At 28.6% G+C, this 21,892-nt stretch carries 16 protein-coding genes; 14 read left to right on the top strand and 2 right to left on the bottom strand.

The window, feature by feature from the left end:
- The first annotated feature begins 22 nt into the window (after nucleotides 1-22).
- The 7 genes from zapA (at nucleotide 23) to KGF52_RS02755 (ending at nucleotide 8,908) form a co-directional block, all read left to right on the top strand.
- Nucleotides 23-613 carry a cell division protein ZapA gene (zapA, locus tag KGF52_RS02785; protein WP_227829451.1) on the top strand — a complete coding sequence of 197 codons (591 nt, stop codon included), beginning with the start codon at nucleotides 23-25 and terminating at the stop codon, nucleotides 611-613.
- Between the two features lie 201 nt (nucleotides 614-814).
- On the top strand, nucleotides 815-1,495 hold the full coding sequence (locus KGF52_RS02780) for a YoaK family protein (RefSeq protein WP_227829452.1): 681 nt from the start codon (nucleotides 815-817) through the stop codon (nucleotides 1,493-1,495).
- 137 nt (nucleotides 1,496-1,632) lie between these two features.
- Nucleotides 1,633-4,074 (top strand): U32 family peptidase, encoded by a 2,442-nt coding sequence (locus KGF52_RS02775; protein WP_227839068.1) that lies wholly within the window; start codon nucleotides 1,633-1,635, stop codon nucleotides 4,072-4,074.
- Between the two features lie 103 nt (nucleotides 4,075-4,177).
- Nucleotides 4,178-4,756 (top strand): HD domain-containing protein, encoded by a 579-nt coding sequence (locus KGF52_RS02770; protein WP_227839067.1) that lies wholly within the window; start codon nucleotides 4,178-4,180, stop codon nucleotides 4,754-4,756.
- Nucleotides 4,757-4,791: 35 nt separating this feature from the next.
- Nucleotides 4,792-5,268: an 8-oxo-dGTP diphosphatase gene (locus tag KGF52_RS02765; protein WP_227829455.1), complete on the top strand. Its 477-nt coding sequence runs from the start codon at nucleotides 4,792-4,794 to the stop codon at nucleotides 5,266-5,268.
- Nucleotides 5,269-5,372: 104 nt separating this feature from the next.
- Complete coding sequence (locus KGF52_RS02760) at nucleotides 5,373-6,194, top strand: nitroreductase family protein (protein ID WP_227839066.1); 822 nt, start codon at nucleotides 5,373-5,375, stop codon at nucleotides 6,192-6,194.
- Nucleotides 6,195-6,430: 236 nt separating this feature from the next.
- The gene (locus KGF52_RS02755; protein ID WP_227839065.1) at nucleotides 6,431-8,908 is read left to right on the top strand and encodes a diguanylate cyclase domain-containing protein; all 2,478 of its coding nucleotides are present in this window, start codon (nucleotides 6,431-6,433) and stop codon (nucleotides 8,906-8,908) included.
- 313 nt (nucleotides 8,909-9,221) lie between these two features.
- On the opposite strand, the gene KGF52_RS02750 is transcribed toward KGF52_RS02755, so the two are convergent.
- The gene (locus KGF52_RS02750; protein ID WP_227839064.1) at nucleotides 9,222-10,673 is read right to left on the bottom strand and encodes an aminoacyl-histidine dipeptidase; all 1,452 of its coding nucleotides are present in this window, start codon (nucleotides 10,671-10,673) and stop codon (nucleotides 9,222-9,224) included.
- Between the two features lie 323 nt (nucleotides 10,674-10,996).
- Between KGF52_RS02750 and KGF52_RS02745 the strand changes: the two genes are divergently transcribed.
- The 4 genes from KGF52_RS02745 (at nucleotide 10,997) to KGF52_RS02730 (ending at nucleotide 16,867) form a co-directional block, all read left to right on the top strand.
- Nucleotides 10,997-13,375 (top strand): endonuclease MutS2, encoded by a 2,379-nt coding sequence (locus KGF52_RS02745; protein WP_227839063.1) that lies wholly within the window; start codon nucleotides 10,997-10,999, stop codon nucleotides 13,373-13,375.
- Between the two features lie 21 nt (nucleotides 13,376-13,396).
- Nucleotides 13,397-13,813, top strand: coding sequence for a DUF523 domain-containing protein (locus KGF52_RS02740; protein WP_227839062.1), 417 nt, complete (start codon nucleotides 13,397-13,399; stop codon nucleotides 13,811-13,813).
- A gap of 177 nt (nucleotides 13,814-13,990) precedes the next feature.
- Nucleotides 13,991-15,691, top strand: coding sequence for an arginine--tRNA ligase (argS, locus tag KGF52_RS02735; protein WP_227829461.1), 1,701 nt, complete (start codon nucleotides 13,991-13,993; stop codon nucleotides 15,689-15,691).
- Nucleotides 15,692-15,943: 252 nt separating this feature from the next.
- Nucleotides 15,944-16,867: a hypothetical protein gene (locus tag KGF52_RS02730; RefSeq protein ID WP_227839061.1), complete on the top strand. Its 924-nt coding sequence runs from the start codon at nucleotides 15,944-15,946 to the stop codon at nucleotides 16,865-16,867.
- A gap of 4 nt (nucleotides 16,868-16,871) precedes the next feature.
- On the opposite strand, the gene KGF52_RS02725 is transcribed toward KGF52_RS02730, so the two are convergent.
- The gene (locus tag KGF52_RS02725; protein ID WP_227433457.1) at nucleotides 16,872-17,078 is read right to left on the bottom strand and encodes a hypothetical protein; all 207 of its coding nucleotides are present in this window, start codon (nucleotides 17,076-17,078) and stop codon (nucleotides 16,872-16,874) included.
- A 134-nt stretch (nucleotides 17,079-17,212) separates the two neighbouring features.
- Between KGF52_RS02725 and KGF52_RS02720 the strand changes: the two genes are divergently transcribed.
- The 3 genes from KGF52_RS02720 to KGF52_RS02710 all read left to right on the top strand — a co-directional run bounded on the left by KGF52_RS02720 (nucleotide 17,213) and on the right by KGF52_RS02710 (nucleotide 21,376).
- On the top strand, nucleotides 17,213-18,967 hold the full coding sequence (locus KGF52_RS02720; RefSeq protein ID WP_227839060.1) for a B12-binding domain-containing radical SAM protein: 1,755 nt from the start codon (nucleotides 17,213-17,215) through the stop codon (nucleotides 18,965-18,967).
- 17 nt (nucleotides 18,968-18,984) lie between these two features.
- Nucleotides 18,985-20,127 (top strand): tetratricopeptide repeat protein, encoded by a 1,143-nt coding sequence (locus KGF52_RS02715; RefSeq protein ID WP_227839059.1) that lies wholly within the window; start codon nucleotides 18,985-18,987, stop codon nucleotides 20,125-20,127.
- A 337-nt stretch (nucleotides 20,128-20,464) separates the two neighbouring features.
- Complete coding sequence (locus KGF52_RS02710; protein WP_227829465.1) at nucleotides 20,465-21,376, top strand: bifunctional enoyl-CoA hydratase/phosphate acetyltransferase; 912 nt, start codon at nucleotides 20,465-20,467, stop codon at nucleotides 21,374-21,376.
- Nucleotides 21,377-21,892 lie beyond the last annotated feature (516 nt).

The following is a 21,892-nucleotide window of genomic DNA, read 5'->3' as shown; positions in this document are numbered from 1 at the left end:
ACTAATGTCGTGGGAGGTTAGGATGAACAAAGTAATGGTGAAAATCCATGGCGTTGAGTATCCAATGGTTGGAGACAAGTCAGAGAAGTTTATGATTAGTATTGCTGATTTTGTTGATAAAGAAATGGATAAGATAACACGTCAAAACCCGAAACTAAGCTTATCAGTTGCTGCAATATTAACTGCATTAAATATATCAGACCTTTTATTTGAATGTTCAGATGAAAATGAGAGGTTGATTAAAGCTAATGAAGAATTGAGCAAGAAGGTTGGTTCATCTAACGAAGAGCTTCAATTAGAAATCAAATCTTTAAAACTTACAATAGCAGAGAAAGAAGCAGAAAATCGTGAAACTGAAGCTAAAATGAAAGAGTTAATTGAGATTATAGAGAATAAAAAGCAAGAAATATTTGAACTTAGTAATACAACAGAAGGCTCTAAAGCCGAGTTAGATGCTTATAAAAACAAGATAGAAGAGTTAACTGCTCAGCTTGAAGAATCAAATGAAAGAGCTACTATAGCTGAAAATTTAGCTTCTGAGTTTCAAAACAAGGCTTATGATTTACAGCTAAAATGTACAGGGTTAAATAATGATGTAAAAAACGTGGAATAAATTAAAAGATTTGCTGTCTCTTGTTTTTTGAGACAGCTTCTTTTAATTTATAAATAATAAATATAAATAACATATAATGTATATATAACTAGTGTATACATTGTATGCAAATATAAAATTTTATTTTAATATTAAAATAAAAAATGATATCTAAAAGAATTTTGATTTGGTATCTATCAGTAGAAAGTGAGATGTTTATATATGACAAAACAGAGCCAGATGTCTGAATCATTCTTCTTATGTGCCTTATTGGCGATAATAGGAGGATTTTTAGATATTTATACTTATGTAGTAAGAGGAAAAGTATTTGCTAATGCACAGACTGGAAACATAGTCTTACTAGGACTTAATATAGCAGAAGGTAATATAAAAAAATCTTTTTATTACTTGATTCCTATTTTGGCATTTATGTTAGGTGTATTTATAGCAGAGAAAATAAGAAAGTACTTTAAAAAGAATTCTAAAATTCATTGGCGTCAAGTTATCGTTATAATTGAAATGATTACAATACTTGTGGTTTCTTTTGTACCTAGAGGGCAATTTAATATGTTTGTAAATATTGCTATTTCTTTTATTTCTTCAATGCAAGTAGAGAGTTTTAGAAAGGTAAATGGAAATAGTTTTGCAACTACAATGTGTACTGGAAATTTAAGAAGTGCGACAGAAACATTATTTCATTATATACAGACTAAGAATATTTTTATGATAAAAAAGAGTTTGCAGTATTATTCTATTATTATATTCTTTATATTTGGAGCTATTTTAGGTACTTTTTTTACAAGAATTTTTGTAGAAAAATCAATCCTAATATGTTTCTTTATTTTGGCAGTAGTCTTTGGAATTATGTTTATCAATAAAGATGATTCATTTAATGAAAATTAACTTAATGTAAATTGATAAAAAAATGGAGTCATTATTTGATATACTTTATATAGTAAATAGTGTATAAATTTAATGTAAATATTTATGTTATAGATATAATTATATTAACCTAATAAGTATAAATAGAGGAGAAAAATATGAAAAAAATAGAATTACTTGCACCAGTTGGCTCTTTTGATTCACTGAAAGCAGCAGTACAAAATGGAGCAAATGCTGTGTACTTAGGTGGAAAAGACTTTAGTGCTAGAGCATCTGCAAATAACTTTGATAGAAATGAACTGATTGAAGCTGTTAAATATTGTCATATAAGAGGAGTACAAGTATTTGTCACTGTAAATACATTGATAAAACAGTATGAGATAGATGATTTTGTCGAGTATGTAAAATTTTTATATGATATAGATATTGATGCATTAATAGTTCAAGATATAGGTATGGCAAGGCTTATAAAAAAATTACTACCTGATTTTGAATTACATGCAAGTACTCAGATGGTAGCTCATTCATTAGAGGATGTAAAATACCTTCAAAGTGTAGGATTTGATAGAGTGGTCTTGGCAAGAGAATTAAATGTTGATGAGATAAAATGGATTTGTGAAAATACAACTGTAGATATAGAAGTATTTGTGCATGGGGCTTTATGTGTATGTTATTCAGGTCAATGTCTTATGAGTAGTATGATAGGAAACAGGTCTGGAAACAGAGGTAGATGTGCACAACCATGTAGACAAAAATATGAGTTAATAGATATAAATACAGGTGAAGTAGTAAATAGTAATGGAGAGTATTTATTAAGTCCTAGAGATTTAAGTACTATAGAAGATTTAGATAAAATAATCGAAGCAGGAGTATTATCTCTAAAAATTGAAGGAAGAATGAAAAAGCCAGAATATGTAGCTACTGTAGTTTCAGGGTATAGAGAAGCGATTAATGAGTTTATAAGTAAGAATAAAATAAATGTTTCTGAGGAAATAATAAATAATTTGTATACTATCTTCAATAGAAAGTTTACTAAAGGATATATATTAGGTGAAGTTGGTAAGGATATAATGAATTCTGATAGACCTAACAATCAAGGTCTATATGTTGGAAAAGTTTTAGACCATAATAGAAAAACAAAGAGACTTAGAGTGATACTAGAGAATACCCTTAAAAAAGGCGATGGAATCAACTTAGGTGGAGGGACTATTGGAAGAGTTATAAAAGATGGAGAGATAACTACAATAGCACACAAAGGAGATTTAATCGAATTAGATTTTATTGGGGAAGCAAAGAGAAATCAACTTATATTCAAGACTTCAGACAGTGAATTAATGGACAAAGTACAGTCTACATTCCAGCAAGATAAAGAACTTATAAAAACTAACATAAGTGCAAAAGTAAGTATTAAATTGGGTGAAAAACCAGTACTTTCTATAAGTGATTTTTGTGGTAATAAAGCAGTTGTAGAGGGTGAAAAGGTAGCTGAAAAAGCTATAAAGGTTGCTTTAAGTGAAGAAAAAATCGAAACACAGATTCAAAAACTTGGAAATACGCCTTATAAATTAAAAGATATAGAAATTGATTTAGATGAAGGTGTAAGTATGCCTATAAGTATATTAAATCAAATGAGAAGAGATTGTATTGAGCTTTTGGATGAAGAAAGAATAAAGATAAAAGATAGAAAATTTAAGGAAAGCAAATTAAAATACAGACTAATTAAAATAAATCGACATAAAGAATTTAATACAACTCCTAAACTTAGAGTTAAAGTTAAGAATTTAGAGCAATTAGAAGCAGTACTAAAATATAATGTAGATTTAATTTATTATGAAGATATAAACACGTTATCTGAAGCTTTGGAAATGGCTTCAAGTGAAGAAATACCTAGTCTTGAAGATAGATTAATCTATTCAGCACCAAGAATTATTAGAAATAGAGAATATAAACAGTTTGAAGTATTAGATAACATAAAAGGGTTTAATAAAATTCAAGTTGGCAATTGGGGTTCTATGGATTATTTTAAAGATAAAAATCTAAATATAGATTGCTATTTGAACTCTTTTAATAGTGAAAGTATAAATCACTTTAGGGATGTAGGAGCAAGTACGGTTTGTTTATCACAAGAGTTAAATTTAAGTGAGATTGAACAAACGTTAAAATATACAGATGCAGAAATTGAAGCAGTGATATATGGATATACGCCTATGATGGTCACAGAATACTGTCCTATGGGGGTTGTTGTTAGAGATTGTAAAAAAGATAAGAGAGTAGCTAAATGTAAGGAGAGCAGTTATGCTCTAAGAGATTTTACAGATGCAAGTTATAGGATAACACAAGATATATTCTGTAGAAGCACTATTTACAATTCAAAGGTCACTTGTATGTTGGACAATCTTTATGAATTAGATGAAATTGGAGTAGATGTATTTAGAATAGATTTTACAGTGGAAAATAGTGAAATGGTAAAAAAAGTTATTGAAGCCCATATTGAGGTTTTAAACAATAATTATAAACTTGGAGAAAAAGCTACTAATTTATATAAGCAATTGGACGAAATTGGAACAGTTGCAGGACACTACTATAAAGGTGTAGAATAGATATAACATGAAAAATATACATAAATATATAAAAAAACTTGAATTTATGTATATTAATATAAAAAAATATCATATCTATGAAAAAACAGGGGGATTTCTGAAAATGAGAGAAGAAGCTTTAGAGATTTTATTTAAGTATTTAGAAACTGATAGAATGAGAAAACATAGCTATGCAGTTGAAGCAGTTATGAAAGATTTAGCCAAAAGACTAGAGCCAGAAAAAGAAGAAAAATGGGCAGTTGCAGGTCTTTTACATGATTTGGATTCAGATATAGTTGGAAGAAAGCCAGGAGAAATCTGTGAAGGTCATGCAACAACGACTGTAGAACTTCTTAAAAAAGAAAATTTTGGTGATGAAGAAATGTATAGAGCAATACTTGGTCATCATGATGGTATGGGAGTTACAAGAACTAGCCTAATGGAAAAAGCTATATATGCAGCAGACCCCATAACTGGATTTATAACTGCAATAGCTTTAGTTTATCCAGATAAAAAACTTACAAGTGTAAAGACAAAATCTGTAATTAAAAGAATGAAAGAAACAAGATTTGCTTCAAATGTAAATAGAGATGCAATGAGAAGTATAGAAGATATAGGTATTCCATTTGATGAATTTGCTGAGCTTTCTCTTAATGCAATGAAGAATATTAGTGATGTACTTGAAAACAATGAAAATGAGTAAATAAAAAATAGAAAAGAGAAAGTAAGGCGAATTATATGAAACTTACGACTATTTGTTATATAGAAAAAGATGGTAAGACTTTAATGTTGTATAGAAATAAGAAGAAAGATGATGTACATGAAGGTAAATATGTAGGTGTTGGTGGAAAGTTTGAGCAGGGAGAAACACCTGAAGAATGTATAATCAGAGAAGTTAAAGAAGAAACAGGTCTTACTATTAAGTCATTAACATATAAAGGACTGATAACTTTTCCAAAATTTAAAGATGAAGAAGATTGGTATATGTTTTTGTATTTTTCAGATGAATTTGAAGGAACTTTATCTAGCAAAGATTTAGATGATTGTAAAGAAGGTAAATTACTTTGGGTTGATAATGATAAAATATTTGACTTAAATATGTGGGAAGGTGACAGGTTATTTTTAGATTGGGCTAAAACAGGCAAAATTTTTAGTGCAAAGATAACATATGATAATGGCAAATTGAAAGATTACAGTGTAAATTTCTTAGATTAATTAAAAAATTAAAGCTTGTATATTGTTAAAAAAATAAAAATTGACTTAGACAACTATTTGATTTATACTAGAGTGAAAATTTTAAAATGGAGGAATAAGCTGGAATGATAGACATAAATTTAGACAAATGTGTAGGATGTGGCATGTGTGAGTCAGACTGCCTTGTAAATGCAATAAGAGTTAAAGAAGATAAAGCAAAGGTGAAAAATATTCTCTGTATTAATTGTGGTCACTGTATGGCAATATGTCCAACAGATGCAATAGAAATGCAGGGATTTGATAAAAATGAAGTATTAGAATTCAATCATGAAAAATTTGATTTAGAGCCTGAAAAATTACTAAACTTCATCAAATTTAGAAGAAGTATAAGAAGCTATAAAGACATAGCGGTAGAAGAAGAAAAAATAAAAAATATAGTAGAAGCAGGAAGATACACACCAACAGGTGGAAATAGACAACCTATAAGATACATATTAGTAAAAGAAAAACTAAAAGAAGTAAAAGAATTAGCAATAGAAGGGCTTTATAACTTGGCATTAAACACTGATGATGCAGACCCTGTGCGTTCTATGTATAAAAATACATTTAAGAGAATGTACAAAAGATATAAAGAAGAAGGATATGATTCTCTATTTTATGATGCACCATTACTTATGGTAGTTGTTGGTGATACTTCTTTAGGAGGAAGTGTATATGTAGATGGTGGATTAGCTGCGTCTAATATGGAGCTTATGGCTTATTCTCAAGGATTAGGAATGTGCTACAATGGATTTTTCGTTATGGCATCAAATGTAGAGCCAAAGTTAAAGGAATTATTGGGAATGAATGATAATGAAGCAGTTATAACTTCATTTATATTGGGATACCCAAGTGTAAAATATAAGAGAACTGTAAATAGAAATAGTGCTAAATTTGAAATAAGATAGAACTTAAAATGTATTATATACTAGTGATTAATACGAGAGAATATATACATTTAATATAGCAAATTTATTGTAATAATCAAATAAATCAGTTATAATTTAGATATATTGTATATAAAAGGATATTTAAATTTTTAAGTAAATTTTTATATCCTTTTATATGCTAATCTATTTTTTCATATCTAAAAATTTATATAGTAATTTGCACTGTAAATCTTAATTATATGGAGGAGTGTATAGTGAATTCAAAAAAATTACTTTTATTAATTATTGTAATTGCGTCTATATTCACTTCTGGCATATTTCCTTTTAATGTTAATGCTTTAGGTAGTGATAGTCGTACTATTCGGGTTGCTTATCCTATTCAAAAAGGTCTAACTGAACTAGATAAGCAAGGTAAATACTCTGGATATACATATGAATATTTGTTGGAAATTGCGCAATATACTGGATGGAATTATGAATTTGTTCAAGTATCTGGAGATGAAAATGAAGTTCTTACAAAACTAATGAAAATGCTAGAAAAAGGTGAGATTGATATAATGGGAGGCATGTTATACAATGAGCAGATGGAAAAATTGTATAATTATGCAGGTAATAGTTATGGAGTAGTAAATACAGTATTGCAAGTATTATATGAAAATACAGCTATTGATAGTATAAGTTTAGAATCTATGAAAGAAATTCGTATTGCTGTAATAGAGAATTCTAATACTAGGCTTAAAGAATTAAATGAATATTGCAAGATGAATTTAATATCACCTAAATTAGTATATTGTAAGTCACAAGAAGAACAGTTACAAGCACTAAAGAATGGTAAGGCAGATGCACTGCTTAATGTGAGCATGAGTCCAATAGAAGGTGTGCGTACTATAGCTAAATTCTCACCAAAACCATTCTATTTTATTACACCTAAAGGTAATACAGACCTAACTCAAAGGCTCAACTCAGCAATTAACAATATTGAACAGACAGACCCATATTTTTCAACTACTCTATATGAAAAATATTTTACACCAGAAAATAATAAGATGCTTTTGTCTGATGATGAAACTACATATATTAAAGATATAGATACATTAAAAGTTGGAGTACTTTTAAATAAGCCACCATTTCAAAACATAGATGAAAAAACAGGCGAATTAAAGGGGATATCAATAGATTTATTGAATCATATATCTGACAAAACTGGACTGAAATTTGAACTAGTACCTGTAAAGTCCCAAAAAGATTTGAACAAAATGACTGAAAATCATGAAATTGATATTGTAGCAGGAATGATTTATGATTATGAAAATTCTCGTAAACACAATGTAACTATGTCTCGGTCATTCGTTTCTACTCAATACATTATGATGATTAACAATAAATTAAATGAGAATAGTTTGGATGGAAAACGTCTAGCTCTACCTAAAGGTATCATTTATGATAATTATTTTAAGGGAGATGTTGTATGGTATGATACTTTGGAAGAGTGTATAGAAGCCGTCAACAAGGGAGATGTAGATTATACTTATGGAGAAGGCTATTCTATACAGTACTATATGAATCAACCTAAGTACAAAAATGTACGTTTAGTTCCACAGACTTATGAGCCACAGAGTATTTGCTTTGGTATGGTTAAACCAAATAAGCAGGAATTATTGGGTATATTTAATAAAGCTATTATAAGTATTCCATCAGAAAAGATGCAATCAATTATTTATCAAAATACTACATATAGACAAGATTTTTCACTGCTTTATATTATGCAACAAAATCCAATTGAAACTGTTTTAATAGTTGCTAGTTTATTACTTTGTATTATTGGAGGTATGGCATGGAGCTTGCATACACGTAAAAGTATGAATCAGAAAATCTCTTTGGAACTTAAAAAGCACTCTGAAGTGTATGAAATGGCAAGTGAATACTTTTTTGAATATGATTATAGACAAGATAAATTGATAGTTTCTATGAAAGGGAAAGGAATTAGTACTTATTATGGTATAAGTAAAAGTGATAATAGCACTATGAGTGAAGTTGAAATAGAATATAGTAAAAAGTTTTCTGATGTAATCAAATCACAGGAAAATGGGACTACTGAAATGTATTCTCTCTGCTCTGATGGTAATTGTCACTGGATTAGGATTACTTCAAAAATAATTTATAATGAAAAAAATGTACCAGTGTATGTAATTGGAAAAATATCTAATATTGATTCTGAAAAAGAGGAAAAGGATAGGTTACTGGATAAGGCTCAAAAAGATGGTTTAACAAATATTTTTAATGCAGCATATATTAGAAAGTTAACAGCAGAAAGTTTATCGACTTTATCTCCTAACAAAAACGGAGCTTTGCTAATTTTAGATATCGATTATTTTAAGTCTATTAATGACAATTATGGACATTTAGTTGGAGATGAAATATTAATTGATGTTGCAAAAATGCTTGAGAGAAGTTTTGAAAAAGATGATATTGTAGGTCGCTTGGGTGGAGACGAATTTAGTATCTACATTAGAGATATAATAAATAAGGAAGAACTTGTCGCTAAATGTAATTATGTATATGAACAGATTCACCTTATAAAGTTACCAAATGGAAAAAGTGTATCTATAAGTATGGGTGTAGCGATAACAAAATATGGACAGAAATATGATGAATTATACAAAATGGCAGACGATGCTCTTTATGATTCTAAGAAGCAAGGAAGAAATAAATTTAAAATAGTAGAAGTATAATTTTTAGAAAGATTTACTATAGAAATTAGAAATAAGATATAATTAAACGAGTTTTGTATAATTGTAAATAAAATAGAAGTGTTAATTTATATAAGATGAAGTATAAAAATATAATAAATTTCTAAATAGAAAGTATATAATAAATCTTTTTAAAGTGAAAATAATAAAGCCTAATGATGTATGTTATTATCATCATTAGGCTTTATTTCTATAAATTAATACTAAAATTAAACTTGATGCTAACATTAGTCTTAATTTACAGGGTTAATTTTATATAGATTTACTTAGAATTAAAATCTCTTAAAACTTAGTCTTAATATTGGTTCATAGATTTTAATATTTCAATAACATAATCCCAAACATTAGCAATAGAAGGTATACTAACGTGTTCTTTTGGAGTATGAACATCAAACATATCTGGTCCTATAGAGATAGCTTCAGCGTGAGGAAGTTTATCAAGTAATAATCCACACTCAAGACCAGCATGTAGAGCCATAACAGTAGGAACTTTACCAGTTAATTTCTCATAAGTTTCACTACATATTTTTTCTAATTTAGAACCTTTTTTAAATTCCCAAGCTGGATATTGAGATGTAAGACCATAGTTAGCACCTAAAGCTTGAGCTAAAAGTCTTATTCTATCAGCTATCTCATCTCTAATAGACATAACAGAACTTCTAACAGAAGTTAAGAATTCAATAGTAGATTCTTTAGTTTCAATTATAGCGAAGTTAGTAGAACTTTCAACTAGACCTTCTATATCAAGACTTACAGATTGAACACCGTGAGGAGTTAAGCTTGACATTTGAATAACTTTTTCTTTGCATTCTTTAGTAAGAGCTTTAGTTGCAGAAGTTTCAACTACTGAATAAGCCATATCAGGGTCAGAAGTAGTAAACTCATGTTTAAATGCAGTTAAAATATCATTTATTTGTTTTTTAGCAGATTCAACATCAGCTTTATCAACGGCTATTACACACTTAGCTTCACGAGGTATAGCATTATGCTTAGTACCACCATCAACTGAAACCAATTCGTAATCAACATCTAGTACGCTTAATACTCTAGCTATTGCTTTGTTAGCATTTGCTCTTTGTAAAACAATTTCCATACCAGAATGTCCACCTAATAATCCAGTAACTTCAACTAATAAAGCTTGTTTGTCAGCTCCAACTTCTTTGTACTCAACAGGTAGACTAACAACACAAGTTTTACCACCAGCACAACTAACTAACAGGTATCCTTCTTCCTCGGAGTCCATGTTTAAGATATATTGACCTTTGATTAAGCTTGGGTCTAATGCATCAGCACCGTTCATACCATCTTCTTCATTAACAGTAACTAAAACTTCCAATGCTGGATGCTCTAAAGTATTATCTTCTAATATAGCCATACCCATAGCAACAGCGATACCATTGTCAGCTCCAAGAGTAGTTCCAGTAGCGTATATCATATCACCATTAATTCTTAATTTTATAGGGTCCTTAAGAAAATCATGTTCAACATTCTTTTCTTTTTCACAAACCATATCCATATGTCCTTGAAGAACTACTCCTGGACAATTTTCATATCCTTTTGTAGCAGGCTTTCTTATTATTATGTTTAAACTTTCATCTTGGATAGTTTCAAGCCCTAAATTTTTACCAAAGCTAAGTAAATAATCACTTATGCCTTTCTCGTTTCCAGAACCTCTAGGAATTTGAGATATTTTCTCAAAGTTTTTAAAAACATTTTCTGGCTTTAATCCTTCTAATACGTTTCCCATGACTTGTGTTCCTCCTTAATTTATCTATATAAGTAGCTATTTTTATAAAATAAGCTAAAATAAACTCCTTTAAAAAATATTAAAGAAGATTTTTTTAACAGATTATATTACAAATAAAGCATGTTTATGTATAATATATAGATAGCTACATACATAGTATAATACAAAATATGTTTAAAATATATCTAAAAGAGAAAAAATATAATAAATTTAGAAATAAAAAAGAAATAAAACTTGCAGTTTTTATTGAAAATGCTTGGAAAGCATACATTTTAGATATTAAAGAAAAAAGTTAAAATATTGAGGATGGTGAATATAGAAAAATGAATGAGAAATCGTTAAGAGTTCTAGAATACAATAAAATAATAGATTTATTAAAGAAGAAAGCCTCATCTTCTTTAGGTCTAAAATATATAGAAAGTTTAGTTCCAAATACTGATTTTGTAGAAGTAAAGTCCATGCTAGAAGAAACTAGTGAAGCTCAATCAATTATTATAAAGAGAGGTTCAGTAGGTTTGGATGGTATTCATGATATAGAAGATAAGGTTAAAAGAGCCTATATAGGTGCATCTCTTGACCCTGGAAGTTTAATTATGATAGCGGATACTTTAAGAGTAGCTAGAAGATTAAAAAATAGTCTGTCTAGCAGTGATGAAGAAGATTTTAATTATCCAATAATACAATCTCTATCAAATTCTCTATATGTATATAAAGATATAGAAGAACAGATATACAATGCAATAATAAGTGAAGTAGAAATATCTGACAATGCCTCAAGTACACTTAGAGATATCAGAAGAAGAATAGCTCAAAAAAATCAATCCATTAGGTCTAAATTAAATTCAATAATAAGTTCAACTACTTATCAAAAATACTTACAAGATGCCATAATTTCTCTAAGAGGTGATAGATTTGTAGTACCTGTAAAATCTGAATATAGGTCGCAAGTAGCTGGTATAGTACATGACCAGTCATCTTCTGGTGCGACACTTTTTATAGAGCCAATGACTATAGTAGAGATGAATAATGAGTTAAGACAGCTAAAATTAGGAGAGCAAGAAGAGATAGAGAGAATTTTATCAGAACTTTCTGCAATGGTTGGAGAAGTAAGTGAAGATTTGATTTCCAATCAAGAGATACTTGGAAGATTAGACTTTGCATTTTCAAAAGGAAAACTTTCTATACAAATGAGAGGTATAGAACCTACATTAAATGAGGATAAATATTTAAATATAAAAAATGGAAGACATCCACTATTAGATAAGAAAAAAGTAGTGGCAAATACTATTTATTTAGGAAGAGACTTCCACACATTGGTAATAACAGGTCCAAATACAGGTGGTAAAACAGTTACAATAAAAACTGTAGGCTTATTTGCGCTTATGACACAAAGTGGACTTCACATACCTGCTGATTATGGAAGTAGTATGTGTGTATATGATAATGTATTTGCAGATATAGGAGATGAACAAAGTATTGAGCAAAGTTTATCTACATTTTCATCTCACATGACAAACATAGTATCAATACTAAAAAACGTAACAGCAGACTCTTTAGTTATATTTGACGAATTAGGAGCAGGAACAGACCCTGTTGAGGGAGCTGCACTTGCAATAGCAGTATTAGAAGATATAAACTCTGTAGGAGCGAAATGTATAGCAACTACTCACTATAGTGAGCTTAAAAATTATGCTCTTACTAAATCTGGTGTAGAAAACGCAGCAGTTGAATTTGATATAGAAACTTTAAGTCCAACATATAAGTTACTCATAGGTGTTCCTGGAAAATCAAATGCGTTTGAGATTTCCAGAAAGCTTGGACTTAGTGACTATGTAATTTCACGTGCCAAAGAATATATAAATACAGATAACATAGCTTTAGAAGATGTATTACAAAATGTTGAAAAGAATAGAATCAAAGCTATTGAAGATAGAGAAGAAGCTGAAAGACTGAAGGAAGAGATAGAAAGACTAAAAGTAGAATACGACGAAAAACTTGAAAAATTAGTTACTCAAAGAGATAAGATGATTGAAAAGGCTAAATCAGAAGCATTTTCAATAACAAGACAAGCTAAGGAAGAAGTAGACCTTATAATAAAGGAACTTAGAAGTTTAGAACAAGAAAGAGCTTCTAAAGAAAAAAATCGTAAAATAGAAGAACTTAGAAAAGAATTGACTAGTTCTATGGGAAGTCTTCAACCAACAGTAAAAAGTATGATAGTTCCAAAGGTTTCAAGTAAAGAAATAAAAGACCTAAAACCAGGAGAAGAAGTTAAAGTAATAACTTTAAATCAAAATGGTAGTGTGGTTTCTGTAGACAAAAAGAGAAAAGAAGCAGTAGTGCAAATTGGTATAATGAAGATGACTCTACCTTTTAAATCGTTACAAAAATCTCACAAGGATGTTTCAAAAAATGTTACTAAATCAACAAGAAATATCATAAGGGCAAAATCTGGAAATATAAAAAGTGAAGTTGACCTTAGAGGTTTAAATTTAGAAGAAGCTATAATGGAAGTTGAAAAATATCTAGATGATGCATATGTAGCAGGGCTAGAATCTGTAACAGTAATACATGGAATTGGTACAGGAGTGCTAAAAGCAGGACTACAAGATATTTTAAGAAAAAATAGACATGTAAAATCACAAAGAGGTGGCCAGTATGGAGAAGGTGGAGCAGGAGTAACAATTGTTAAACTAAAATAATTTGTATAGGAGCACATTTTTATGATATTAGTATCTGCATGTTTAATAGGAATAAATTGTAAATATAGTGGCGATAATAATGAAAATAAAGAAGTAAAAGAATACCTAAAAGGTAAAGACTTTATCCTTGTATGTCCAGAACAGTTAGGTGGTCTATCTACACCAAGACCACCTGCTGAGATAGTTGGTGGGAAAGTAATCACAAAAGAAGATTATAAAGATGTAACAGAAAACTTTGTAAGAGGGGCTGAAGAAACTCTAAAAATAGCAAAATTATATGTATGTAGCGAAGCAATACTAAAAGAGGGTAGCCCCTCTTGTGGATGTAATCTAGTGTATGATGGTAGTTTTTCAGGTAAAAAAATACCAGGGAAAGGTATTACAGCAAAGTTACTAGAAGAAGAAGGAATAAAAGTTAAGAGTGAAAAAGACTTATAGAAAGTCAATAATGGTATGGATAAAAACTGTAATTATAGTATTTTTAATATATACAGAAAACATAATTATTAAAGTGTTTTGCCCTGTAATGAAATACTTGAAAAAACACGGAATTTGATTTAACATAAAGAGATAAGCACAATATAAACCAGGAACAATGTAGAGAGGAGCAACAAGATGCAAGATTTCAAGGTAGCAATATCAAATTGCCTTAAAGAGAAAATAGAAGAATTGTCGATAGAAGAGATAGAGGCACTTATAGAAGTTCCACCAAATAAGGACATGGGTGACTATGCTTTTCCATGCTTTAAACTAGCTAAAGTATTTAGAAAAGCTCCAAACATGATAGCAAGTGAATTAGCAGAAAGTATAGAAGCTAGTGGAGAGATAACAAAAGTAATACAACTAGGCGGATATGTGAATTTTTTTGTAAACAAATCTCAATTAGCAGAAACTGTAATCAAAAAAGTATTAGATGAAAAAGAAAATTATGGTTGTAGCGATTTTGGAAAAGATAAAACTGTAATAGTTGAATACTCTTCTCCAAATATAGCAAAACCTTTCCATATAGGGCATATAAGAACTACAGTAATAGGTAATGCTCTATATAAGATATATGAATCACAAGGATACAAAACTATAAGAATAAATCATTTAGGTGACTATGGAACTCAATTTGGTAAGTTAATAGTGGCCTTTAAAAAGTGGGGAGAAAAGGAAGTAGTAGAATCTAATCCAATCCCAGAATTATTGAAATTATATGTAAGATTCCACGAGGAAGCTGAACAACATCCAGAAATGGAAGATGAAGCAAGAGCATGGTTTACTAAATTAGAAAATGGTGATGAAGAAGCAAAAGAATTATGGCAGTGGTTTAGAGATGAAAGTCTAAAAGAATTTAGTAGAGTATATAAACTTTTAGATATAGAATTTGATTCTTTAGCAGGTGAAAGTTTCTATTCTGATAAGATGGATAGAGTGATAGAATTATTAGAAGAAAAAAATCTTTTACAAGAGTCTAAAGGTGCAAGAATCGTTGATTTAGAAGAATATAAGATGCCACCAGCACTTATTACTAAGAATGATGGTTCAACATTATATATGACAAGAGATTTAGCTGCTGCAATATATAGAAAAGAAACTTATGATTTTGATAAGTGTATATATGTAGTTGGTTCTCAACAAAACCTACACTTCCAACAATGGTTTAAAGTAATTGAGCTTATGGGATATGAATGGGCAAAAGACTTGGTGCATGTTGGATTTGGTATGGTAGCTCTTGAAGAAGGGACTATGTCAACTAGAAAAGGAAGAGTTGTATTTTTAGAAGATGCATTAAATCAAGCTATAGATAAAACTAAGGATATTATACTAGCTAAAAATCCAGATGCTAAAAATGTAGATGAAATATCTAAACAAGTAGGTGTTGGGGCTGTAGTATTCCAAGAACTATCTAATAGTAGAATAAAAGACTATACTTTCTCATGGGAAAGAACATTGAGCTTTGATGGAGAGACTGGACCATATGTTCAATATACACATGCTAGATGCTGTGCAGTTTTAAGAAAAGCAGAAGAAAAAATCACTTCTGATATAGATTATAGTCTATTGGCTGACGAAGATAGTGCAGAAGTTCTTAGAGTTATAGAATCATTTAATAAAAATATTTTACTTGCTCTAAAGAAGAATGAGCCACACATAGTTACAAGATTTATGCTAGATTTAGCTCAAGCGTTCAATAAATTTTATCATGACAATCCAATTTTAGTGGAAAATTTAGAGATTAGAAAATCGAGACTTGCCTTGGTGCTAGCTACAAAGCAAACTTTAGAAAATTCTCTGAAACTGTTGGGAATGCACGCTCCAGAAAGAATGTAACACAATAAAATGTTGAAATAAAAAGAATAAAATTGAACTTAGTACGCAATTTGTATAACTGTAGAATATAGGGATGTCGAAAACTGATGCTTTACATATAAAAAAGTAGTATCGTATAATAATATATAGATAGTAGATTACAATGATTTTTGTACACTACTATCCCCCTATATATGACAGCTTCTTAACGGGCTGTCTCTTTTTTTTTAATAGCAGGATATTTAAATTAAGTTTTTGAGAAAGGATATATTTATGAATGACGTATTAATAAAAAAAGTCTACACATCTTCTTTTAATAATGGAAGTAAGGCTCTTAAAGATTTAATTATAATAAATACAAAATCCTTAATAGATGATAAAACTCAAAGATGTGTATATATAGACGAAAAGAGATTGAAAGATGAACTTATTTACTTTAGATTTTATGGAGAAAAAATAGGTAATGTCAATTTTTTAAATATTTTATTACCATTAATTTTATCAAATACTAATATTCAAAAAAGTGAAGATGAGGTTGTTAAACTAATAAAAAAATATGTGAGTTACTTTAAAAAAGAAGAATCCTTATTTGATTATTTATTAAGTTCTGTAGCGTATAATTCTATCATGCACAATCTTATAAATAACAGTAAAATTGAATATGTCGAATTACTACAAAATATTAAAGACAAGATAATAGGTTTTTCTATAGAATTAGACAAGTCTGATATTGTAAAGTTTCAGATGGCAAGGATAAGCACAATACAATTAATTGATAAATATATTGATTTAAAATATGAAGATTATGATGAAGAAAGTATTCTACCAAGTGTTTTAAATATTTTATATGATATTTATATAGAAGACAGAAATGTAGAAAATGAAGGAATTAAAAGCATAAAAAAATCTATATTATCTATTTTAGGTGAAGAGACTGAATTAAACGAAGATAATATAGATTTTATTTTTTCTATGTCAGAATATGTTGTTAAGTTGAGAAAATATAAAATTGGGGTTAAAATGTATAATAAAAAAATAGACCCAAGAGGTCTTATAAGCCTTGAAGAAGGCGATACTACAATAGACCCCATATTTAATCAAATAACAGTTATGTCGAAAACCTTTAGTGATAATATATTAAGCATAAAGATAAATTCTAAATCAGGTATTTATATATTAAAGTTTAAAAAGGTTTAGGTTACTAGAGATTACTGTTTTTTTCTAAGTAATCCAAAAAATCTTTTTCTTTAGTGTCAGTTAAGAAACATAATTCTTTTACTATATTATTTCTAAGGTCGATAAAATCACTAATTTGGGTATTTTCATTAGTGTATTCAAGAGACTTTATAATAAGCAGTAAATCTCTTTTTGATAAAGAGTTGATAGATACTTTTTCAATTAATTCCATAAAAAACTTCCTTTCCTCATATTACTTGAAATTAATAATCTAATTATATAAATGTTATATAGACTTTACATATACTATTTTAACCTATAAGGGGTACAAAAAGCAGTATAATATTAAAAAGAGGTGAGAAATATTTGAAAATTTTATTAACAACGTTGAATTCTAAGTTTATTCATACAAATTTAGCTATAAGATACCTAAAAGAATTTGTAAGGGATTTAATAGAAGTTGACATGAAAGAATATACGATAAACAATGACTTAGATTATATTTTAAAAGATATATACAAAAATGAATATGATATAATTTTGTTCTCAACATATATCTGGAATATAGGAGATATAGTTAAACTTTGTGATAATCTAAAAAAAATTAGACCAAATACTAAAATAGCTTTGGGCGGTCCAGAAGTGAGTTATGATAGCTATGAGGCAATGAAAAAATACGATTTTGTAGATTATATACTTTATGGAGAAGGAGAATTAATCTTTAGAGATTTAGTGCTTCATCTTAAAGGAAAGAAAGAAATAAAAAATGTAGACGGATTGGTATATAGACAAGGAAGTGAGATAATAGCAAATAAACCTATGGAACTTCTTCAAAATTTGGACGAGATTCCTAGTCCTTATGAAAATTTAAATCCAAAGGAATATGAAAATAGAATAGTATATTATGAGTCGTCAAGAGGTTGCCCGTTTAATTGTCAATACTGCTTATCTTCTACCATTCCTGGTCTGAGATATTTCAGCTTAGATAGAATAAAAAGAGATTTAAAAGCTTTAATAGATGCAAGAGTCTCACAAATTAAATTTATTGATAGAACTTTTAATGCAAATAAAAAAGTGGCTATGGAAATTATGGATTTTCTTATGAAAAATGATAATGGATATACAACCTATCATTTTGAAGTTACAGCATATTTGATAGATGACAAGATGCTTGAGTTTTTGGCTGATTGTAAAGAAGGGCTTTTCCAGTTTGAAATAGGAGTGCAGTCAACAAATGAAAAAACACTTGATGCAGTAGGAAGAAGAGATGATTTTAAAAAGTTATCTCATGTTGTGCAGACAGTAGCATCTTATAGAAATATACATCAGCACTTAGACTTAATTGCAGGACTTCCTTATGAGGATTATGAAAGCTTTGAGAACTCATTTAATGATGTATTTAATCTAGGGATAGAACACTTACAATTAGGCTTCTTAAAGATGATTAAGGGTACAGGTATGAGAAAGGTAGCAGATGAGCATGGATTTAAATATAAGGATTATGCTCCATATGAGTTTTTATACAATAATTATATAAGCTATGAAGAAACATTGAAATTAAAGGATATAGAAGATATACTTGAGAGATACTACAATTCTAAAAACTTTGTGTTGTCTATGAGATATGTTATAGGCAGATTTTACAAACAAAGTCCTTTTAAATTTTTTGAAACTTTTGCTAAGTACTTTGATGAAAATGGGTATTTTGACTTGGCACAGGGGAAAAATCAATTATACAAAATATTACTGGACTTCTATAATGAAAAAATAAATATAGACAATGATGTATTTAATGATATATTAAAATATGACTATATTTCGCTAGGTAAGACATCAAATATACCACAGTTTTTTAATAAGTTAGATGTGGATGACTTTAAGAATAGATGTCATGTATTTTTACAAGATAATGATAACTTATCAACATATCTACCTAATTTTGTTGATAAACCAGCAAAACATATAATAAAATATGTTCATTTTGAATCGTTTAAATTTAATATTGTGGATTTAAAAAATAATATAAATACAGAAATAAGAGAAGAAGAAAACATAGTCTTATTTGAATACGATGATAAAAAAATATTTGAGAAATCTAAAACTCATAAAGTAGAAATTTAAGTATTTAGGAGGAAAAAATGGATTTTAAAATAGAAAAATATTTGCTAAAGAAGGCAGAAGAACTAGCTTTTATAACTATAAAGCATGGTGGAGAATTTAAATTAAAGAGTTATGATGTGCCAAAAGGTGGACTAGATGTACCTATAAAAAATGAGGTACTAGTAAAAGGAATAAAAGAAAAAACTGCTCAAGATAAGTTAAACTCAATGTCTATAGCAGATGCAATGATATATATAATTGGTATAGATAGTAAATTTAAAAACAATGGAGAATATGAAAAGTTTTTAGATGCTTTGGCTAAGGATATTAACTTAGATTTAAAAGCATATATGGGATACATGTCTAGAAAGTACTTTGAGATTGGTGAACATACAGATTCTTTAATATATATAAAAGCATTTATAACTATGTATCCAGATGATTTAGATGCAATGTATAATTATGCAATTGTGTGCCAAGAGATAGCAAAACAATATCAAAAAGACCTAGATGATAAAGCTATGAATGCATTTTTACTTGAAGCGATGGCCAAACTTGAAAAGATAATAGATATTGATAGTGATTTTGCATTAGGTTATTATCATTTAGGTTATCATTATTATAATCAAGGTCAATATTTGAAGACTAAACTGACATGGGAAGATGCATTAAGATTAGGTCTAGATGCTGACTTAGTGGCTGAAATACAAGAAAATTTAGGAAAGATGGATTTTAAAGTACAGTATGAAGAAGGATATACACTTATATTCCATGGTAAGTTCAAAGAAGGATTAGAAAAACTACTGCCATTAGAAGAAGAACATATGGATTGGTGGAATTTACTGTTTATGATAGGACTAGGATATAAGGGTATGGGCGAAATAGAGCAGGCTAAAATGTATTTTGAGAAGATATTAGTAATAAAACCTAAGCAAGTAGATGCTATAGTTGAATTAGGGCTTTGTGAAGCTTCTAAAAATAATTTAGATAAAGCCATAGAGTATTTTGAGCAAGCTGCCAAGATAAAAGAAGACCCAGAAATTCTTTGTAATTTAGGTATGGCTTACTTAAACAATGGTGATATTGATGATGCAACTTACTATATAGAAAGAGCTTATGAATTAAATCCACAGGATGAGATTACGATTGCTTGTTTAAGAGAGCTTGGTATAAACAAGTAAGAATGTTGTTAAACTGTATTAGATTCTATTAGGTTTTATTTTATTAGGTTGGATTTGATGTTAGTGAGTTTTATTTGATGTTATTAAATTTTTATTAATTAAGAGTGGTAGAACATTTATTATGTTGTACCACTTTTTTATTTACTTCGTTTGGGAGCTTTTTACCTTTATTTACTCTTTGTAATATTATATTTCATAAATATCTTGAACTTGTAATAATTAAATATTAAAGCAGATTTTAGTTATACAAATTTTTTAGAACATAAAAAATAAATTGAGAAAAGATATATCAAATATGGTATTATTTAGTTAAATATATATAAGGGAGGGGTTACTTTTGATAAAGAAATTAGATGATATTTTAGAGCAGCTTAAAGGAGGAGAAAAAATAGTACTTTCTGTAGCAGCAGCTCACGACAAAGAAGTTTTAATGGCGATAAAGGATGCTGTAGAAAGAAATATAATTACTCCTATATTAGTTGGAAATGAAGGAAAGATAAGAGAAATATCAAAAGAAATAGAATTTGATTTGGGTGGAATTAAAATTATTGACAAGGATGATATTAAAGACTGTGCTGAAATAGCAGTTAAATTAGTATCAAGTAAAGAAGCTGATTTTGTAATGAAAGGATTATTAGATACATCTGTTATATTAAAAGAAGTGTTAAATAAAGATTATGGTCTTAGAACTGATAGTTTATTAAGCCATGTTATGGTATATGAGTTAGAAAAATACCATAAGCTGTTGATAACTACAGATGGAGGAATGAATATAGCTCCTGACTATGAACAAAAGGCAAAAATATTAAAAAATTCTATAAAAGCAGCAAAATCTTTAGGTATGGAAACTGTAAAAGTTGCATGCTTAGCAGCTAAGGAAAAAGTAAATCCTAAAATGCAAGCTACTGTAGATGCAGATATGTTAGCAAAAGCTTGTCAAGCAGGAGAATTTGGAGATAATGTAATTGTAGAAGGTCCTTTAGCTTTTGACTTAGCAGTTTCAAAAGAAGCTAGTGAGATAAAAGGATTTAAGAGTGAAGTATCTGGAGATGTAGATATTATACTGGTTCCAACAATAGAAGTTGGTAATGGAATAGGAAAAGCCTTTACATATATGGCAGATTCTAAATCAGCAGGTATAATTATGGGTGCAAAAGCTCCTATAGTTTTAGTATCAAGAGCTGATTCACATGAATCTAAATTATACTCTATTGCATATGGAGCTATTGTAGCGAAAAGTATGAAATAAAAACATTAAGTGTGTAAAATAGATGCGTTAAAAGATAAAAAGTAGTCATAATATCTGAATTAATGCAATATTAAAAAAATTTTATATAAAAAATAATTATAGCTTCAAATGAATATATACAAATGTTCAATTTGAAGCTATAATTAATATTAAAGTAGGAAAAATAAAAAAATTCAAAAAATTAGTCCAAAAAATGCTATTCTAAGAAGTTTTTACTAATTATGGTATAGGGAGTAAAAATCTGTAACAAGTCCAAAAAAGTAGTGAGAAATAACAAACACACAAATAAGATGTAATATCAAAAAATTGACTAGAAATAATTCAAAATTGATTTTAAAAAATCAAAACATAATTTAATTAAACTAAAGTATCAAAAAAGTAGGCTTAAGTATTAAAAAATAGCCAAAAATAAGCAGTTAAATTAACTTAAATTAGGCATTAAAAATAAAATTTTTATGTATTATCTAATTTTGTTAAAAAAATATTTAAATCTAAAGCAAAGTGCTGAAAATTAGT

This window comes from Clostridioides sp. ZZV15-6597, from assembly GCF_020657815.1.
GTDB lineage: Bacteria > Bacillota > Clostridia > Peptostreptococcales > Peptostreptococcaceae > Clostridioides.
The sequence above is the reverse complement of the archived record's forward strand: the minus strand, read 5'-3'. Positions and strand labels throughout refer to the sequence as shown.

What these genes read in the sequence shown, in the direction of transcription:
- KGF52_RS02740 (WP_227839062.1), top strand. Translation starts at nt 13,397, where the DNA reads ATGATATTAGTATCTGCATGTTTAATAGGAATAAATTGTAAATATAGT.
- KGF52_RS02770 (WP_227839067.1), top strand. Translation starts at nt 4,178, where the DNA reads ATGAGAGAAGAAGCTTTAGAGATTTTATTTAAGTATTTAGAAACTGAT.
- KGF52_RS02715 (WP_227839059.1), top strand. Translation starts at nt 18,985, where the DNA reads ATGGATTTTAAAATAGAAAAATATTTGCTAAAGAAGGCAGAAGAACTA.
- KGF52_RS02760 (WP_227839066.1), top strand. Translation starts at nt 5,373, where the DNA reads ATGATAGACATAAATTTAGACAAATGTGTAGGATGTGGCATGTGTGAG.
- KGF52_RS02775 (WP_227839068.1), top strand. Translation starts at nt 1,633, where the DNA reads ATGAAAAAAATAGAATTACTTGCACCAGTTGGCTCTTTTGATTCACTG.
- KGF52_RS02780 (WP_227829452.1), top strand. Translation starts at nt 815, where the DNA reads ATGACAAAACAGAGCCAGATGTCTGAATCATTCTTCTTATGTGCCTTA.
- KGF52_RS02725 (WP_227433457.1), bottom strand. Translation starts at nt 17,078, where the DNA reads ATGGAATTAATTGAAAAAGTATCTATCAACTCTTTATCAAAAAGAGAT.
- KGF52_RS02730 (WP_227839061.1), top strand. Translation starts at nt 15,944, where the DNA reads ATGAATGACGTATTAATAAAAAAAGTCTACACATCTTCTTTTAATAAT.
- argS (WP_227829461.1), top strand. Translation starts at nt 13,991, where the DNA reads ATGCAAGATTTCAAGGTAGCAATATCAAATTGCCTTAAAGAGAAAATA.
- KGF52_RS02765 (WP_227829455.1), top strand. Translation starts at nt 4,792, where the DNA reads ATGAAACTTACGACTATTTGTTATATAGAAAAAGATGGTAAGACTTTA.
- zapA (WP_227829451.1), top strand. Translation starts at nt 23, where the DNA reads ATGAACAAAGTAATGGTGAAAATCCATGGCGTTGAGTATCCAATGGTT.
- KGF52_RS02745 (WP_227839063.1), top strand. Translation starts at nt 10,997, where the DNA reads ATGAATGAGAAATCGTTAAGAGTTCTAGAATACAATAAAATAATAGAT.
- KGF52_RS02750 (WP_227839064.1), bottom strand. Translation starts at nt 10,673, where the DNA reads ATGGGAAACGTATTAGAAGGATTAAAGCCAGAAAATGTTTTTAAAAAC.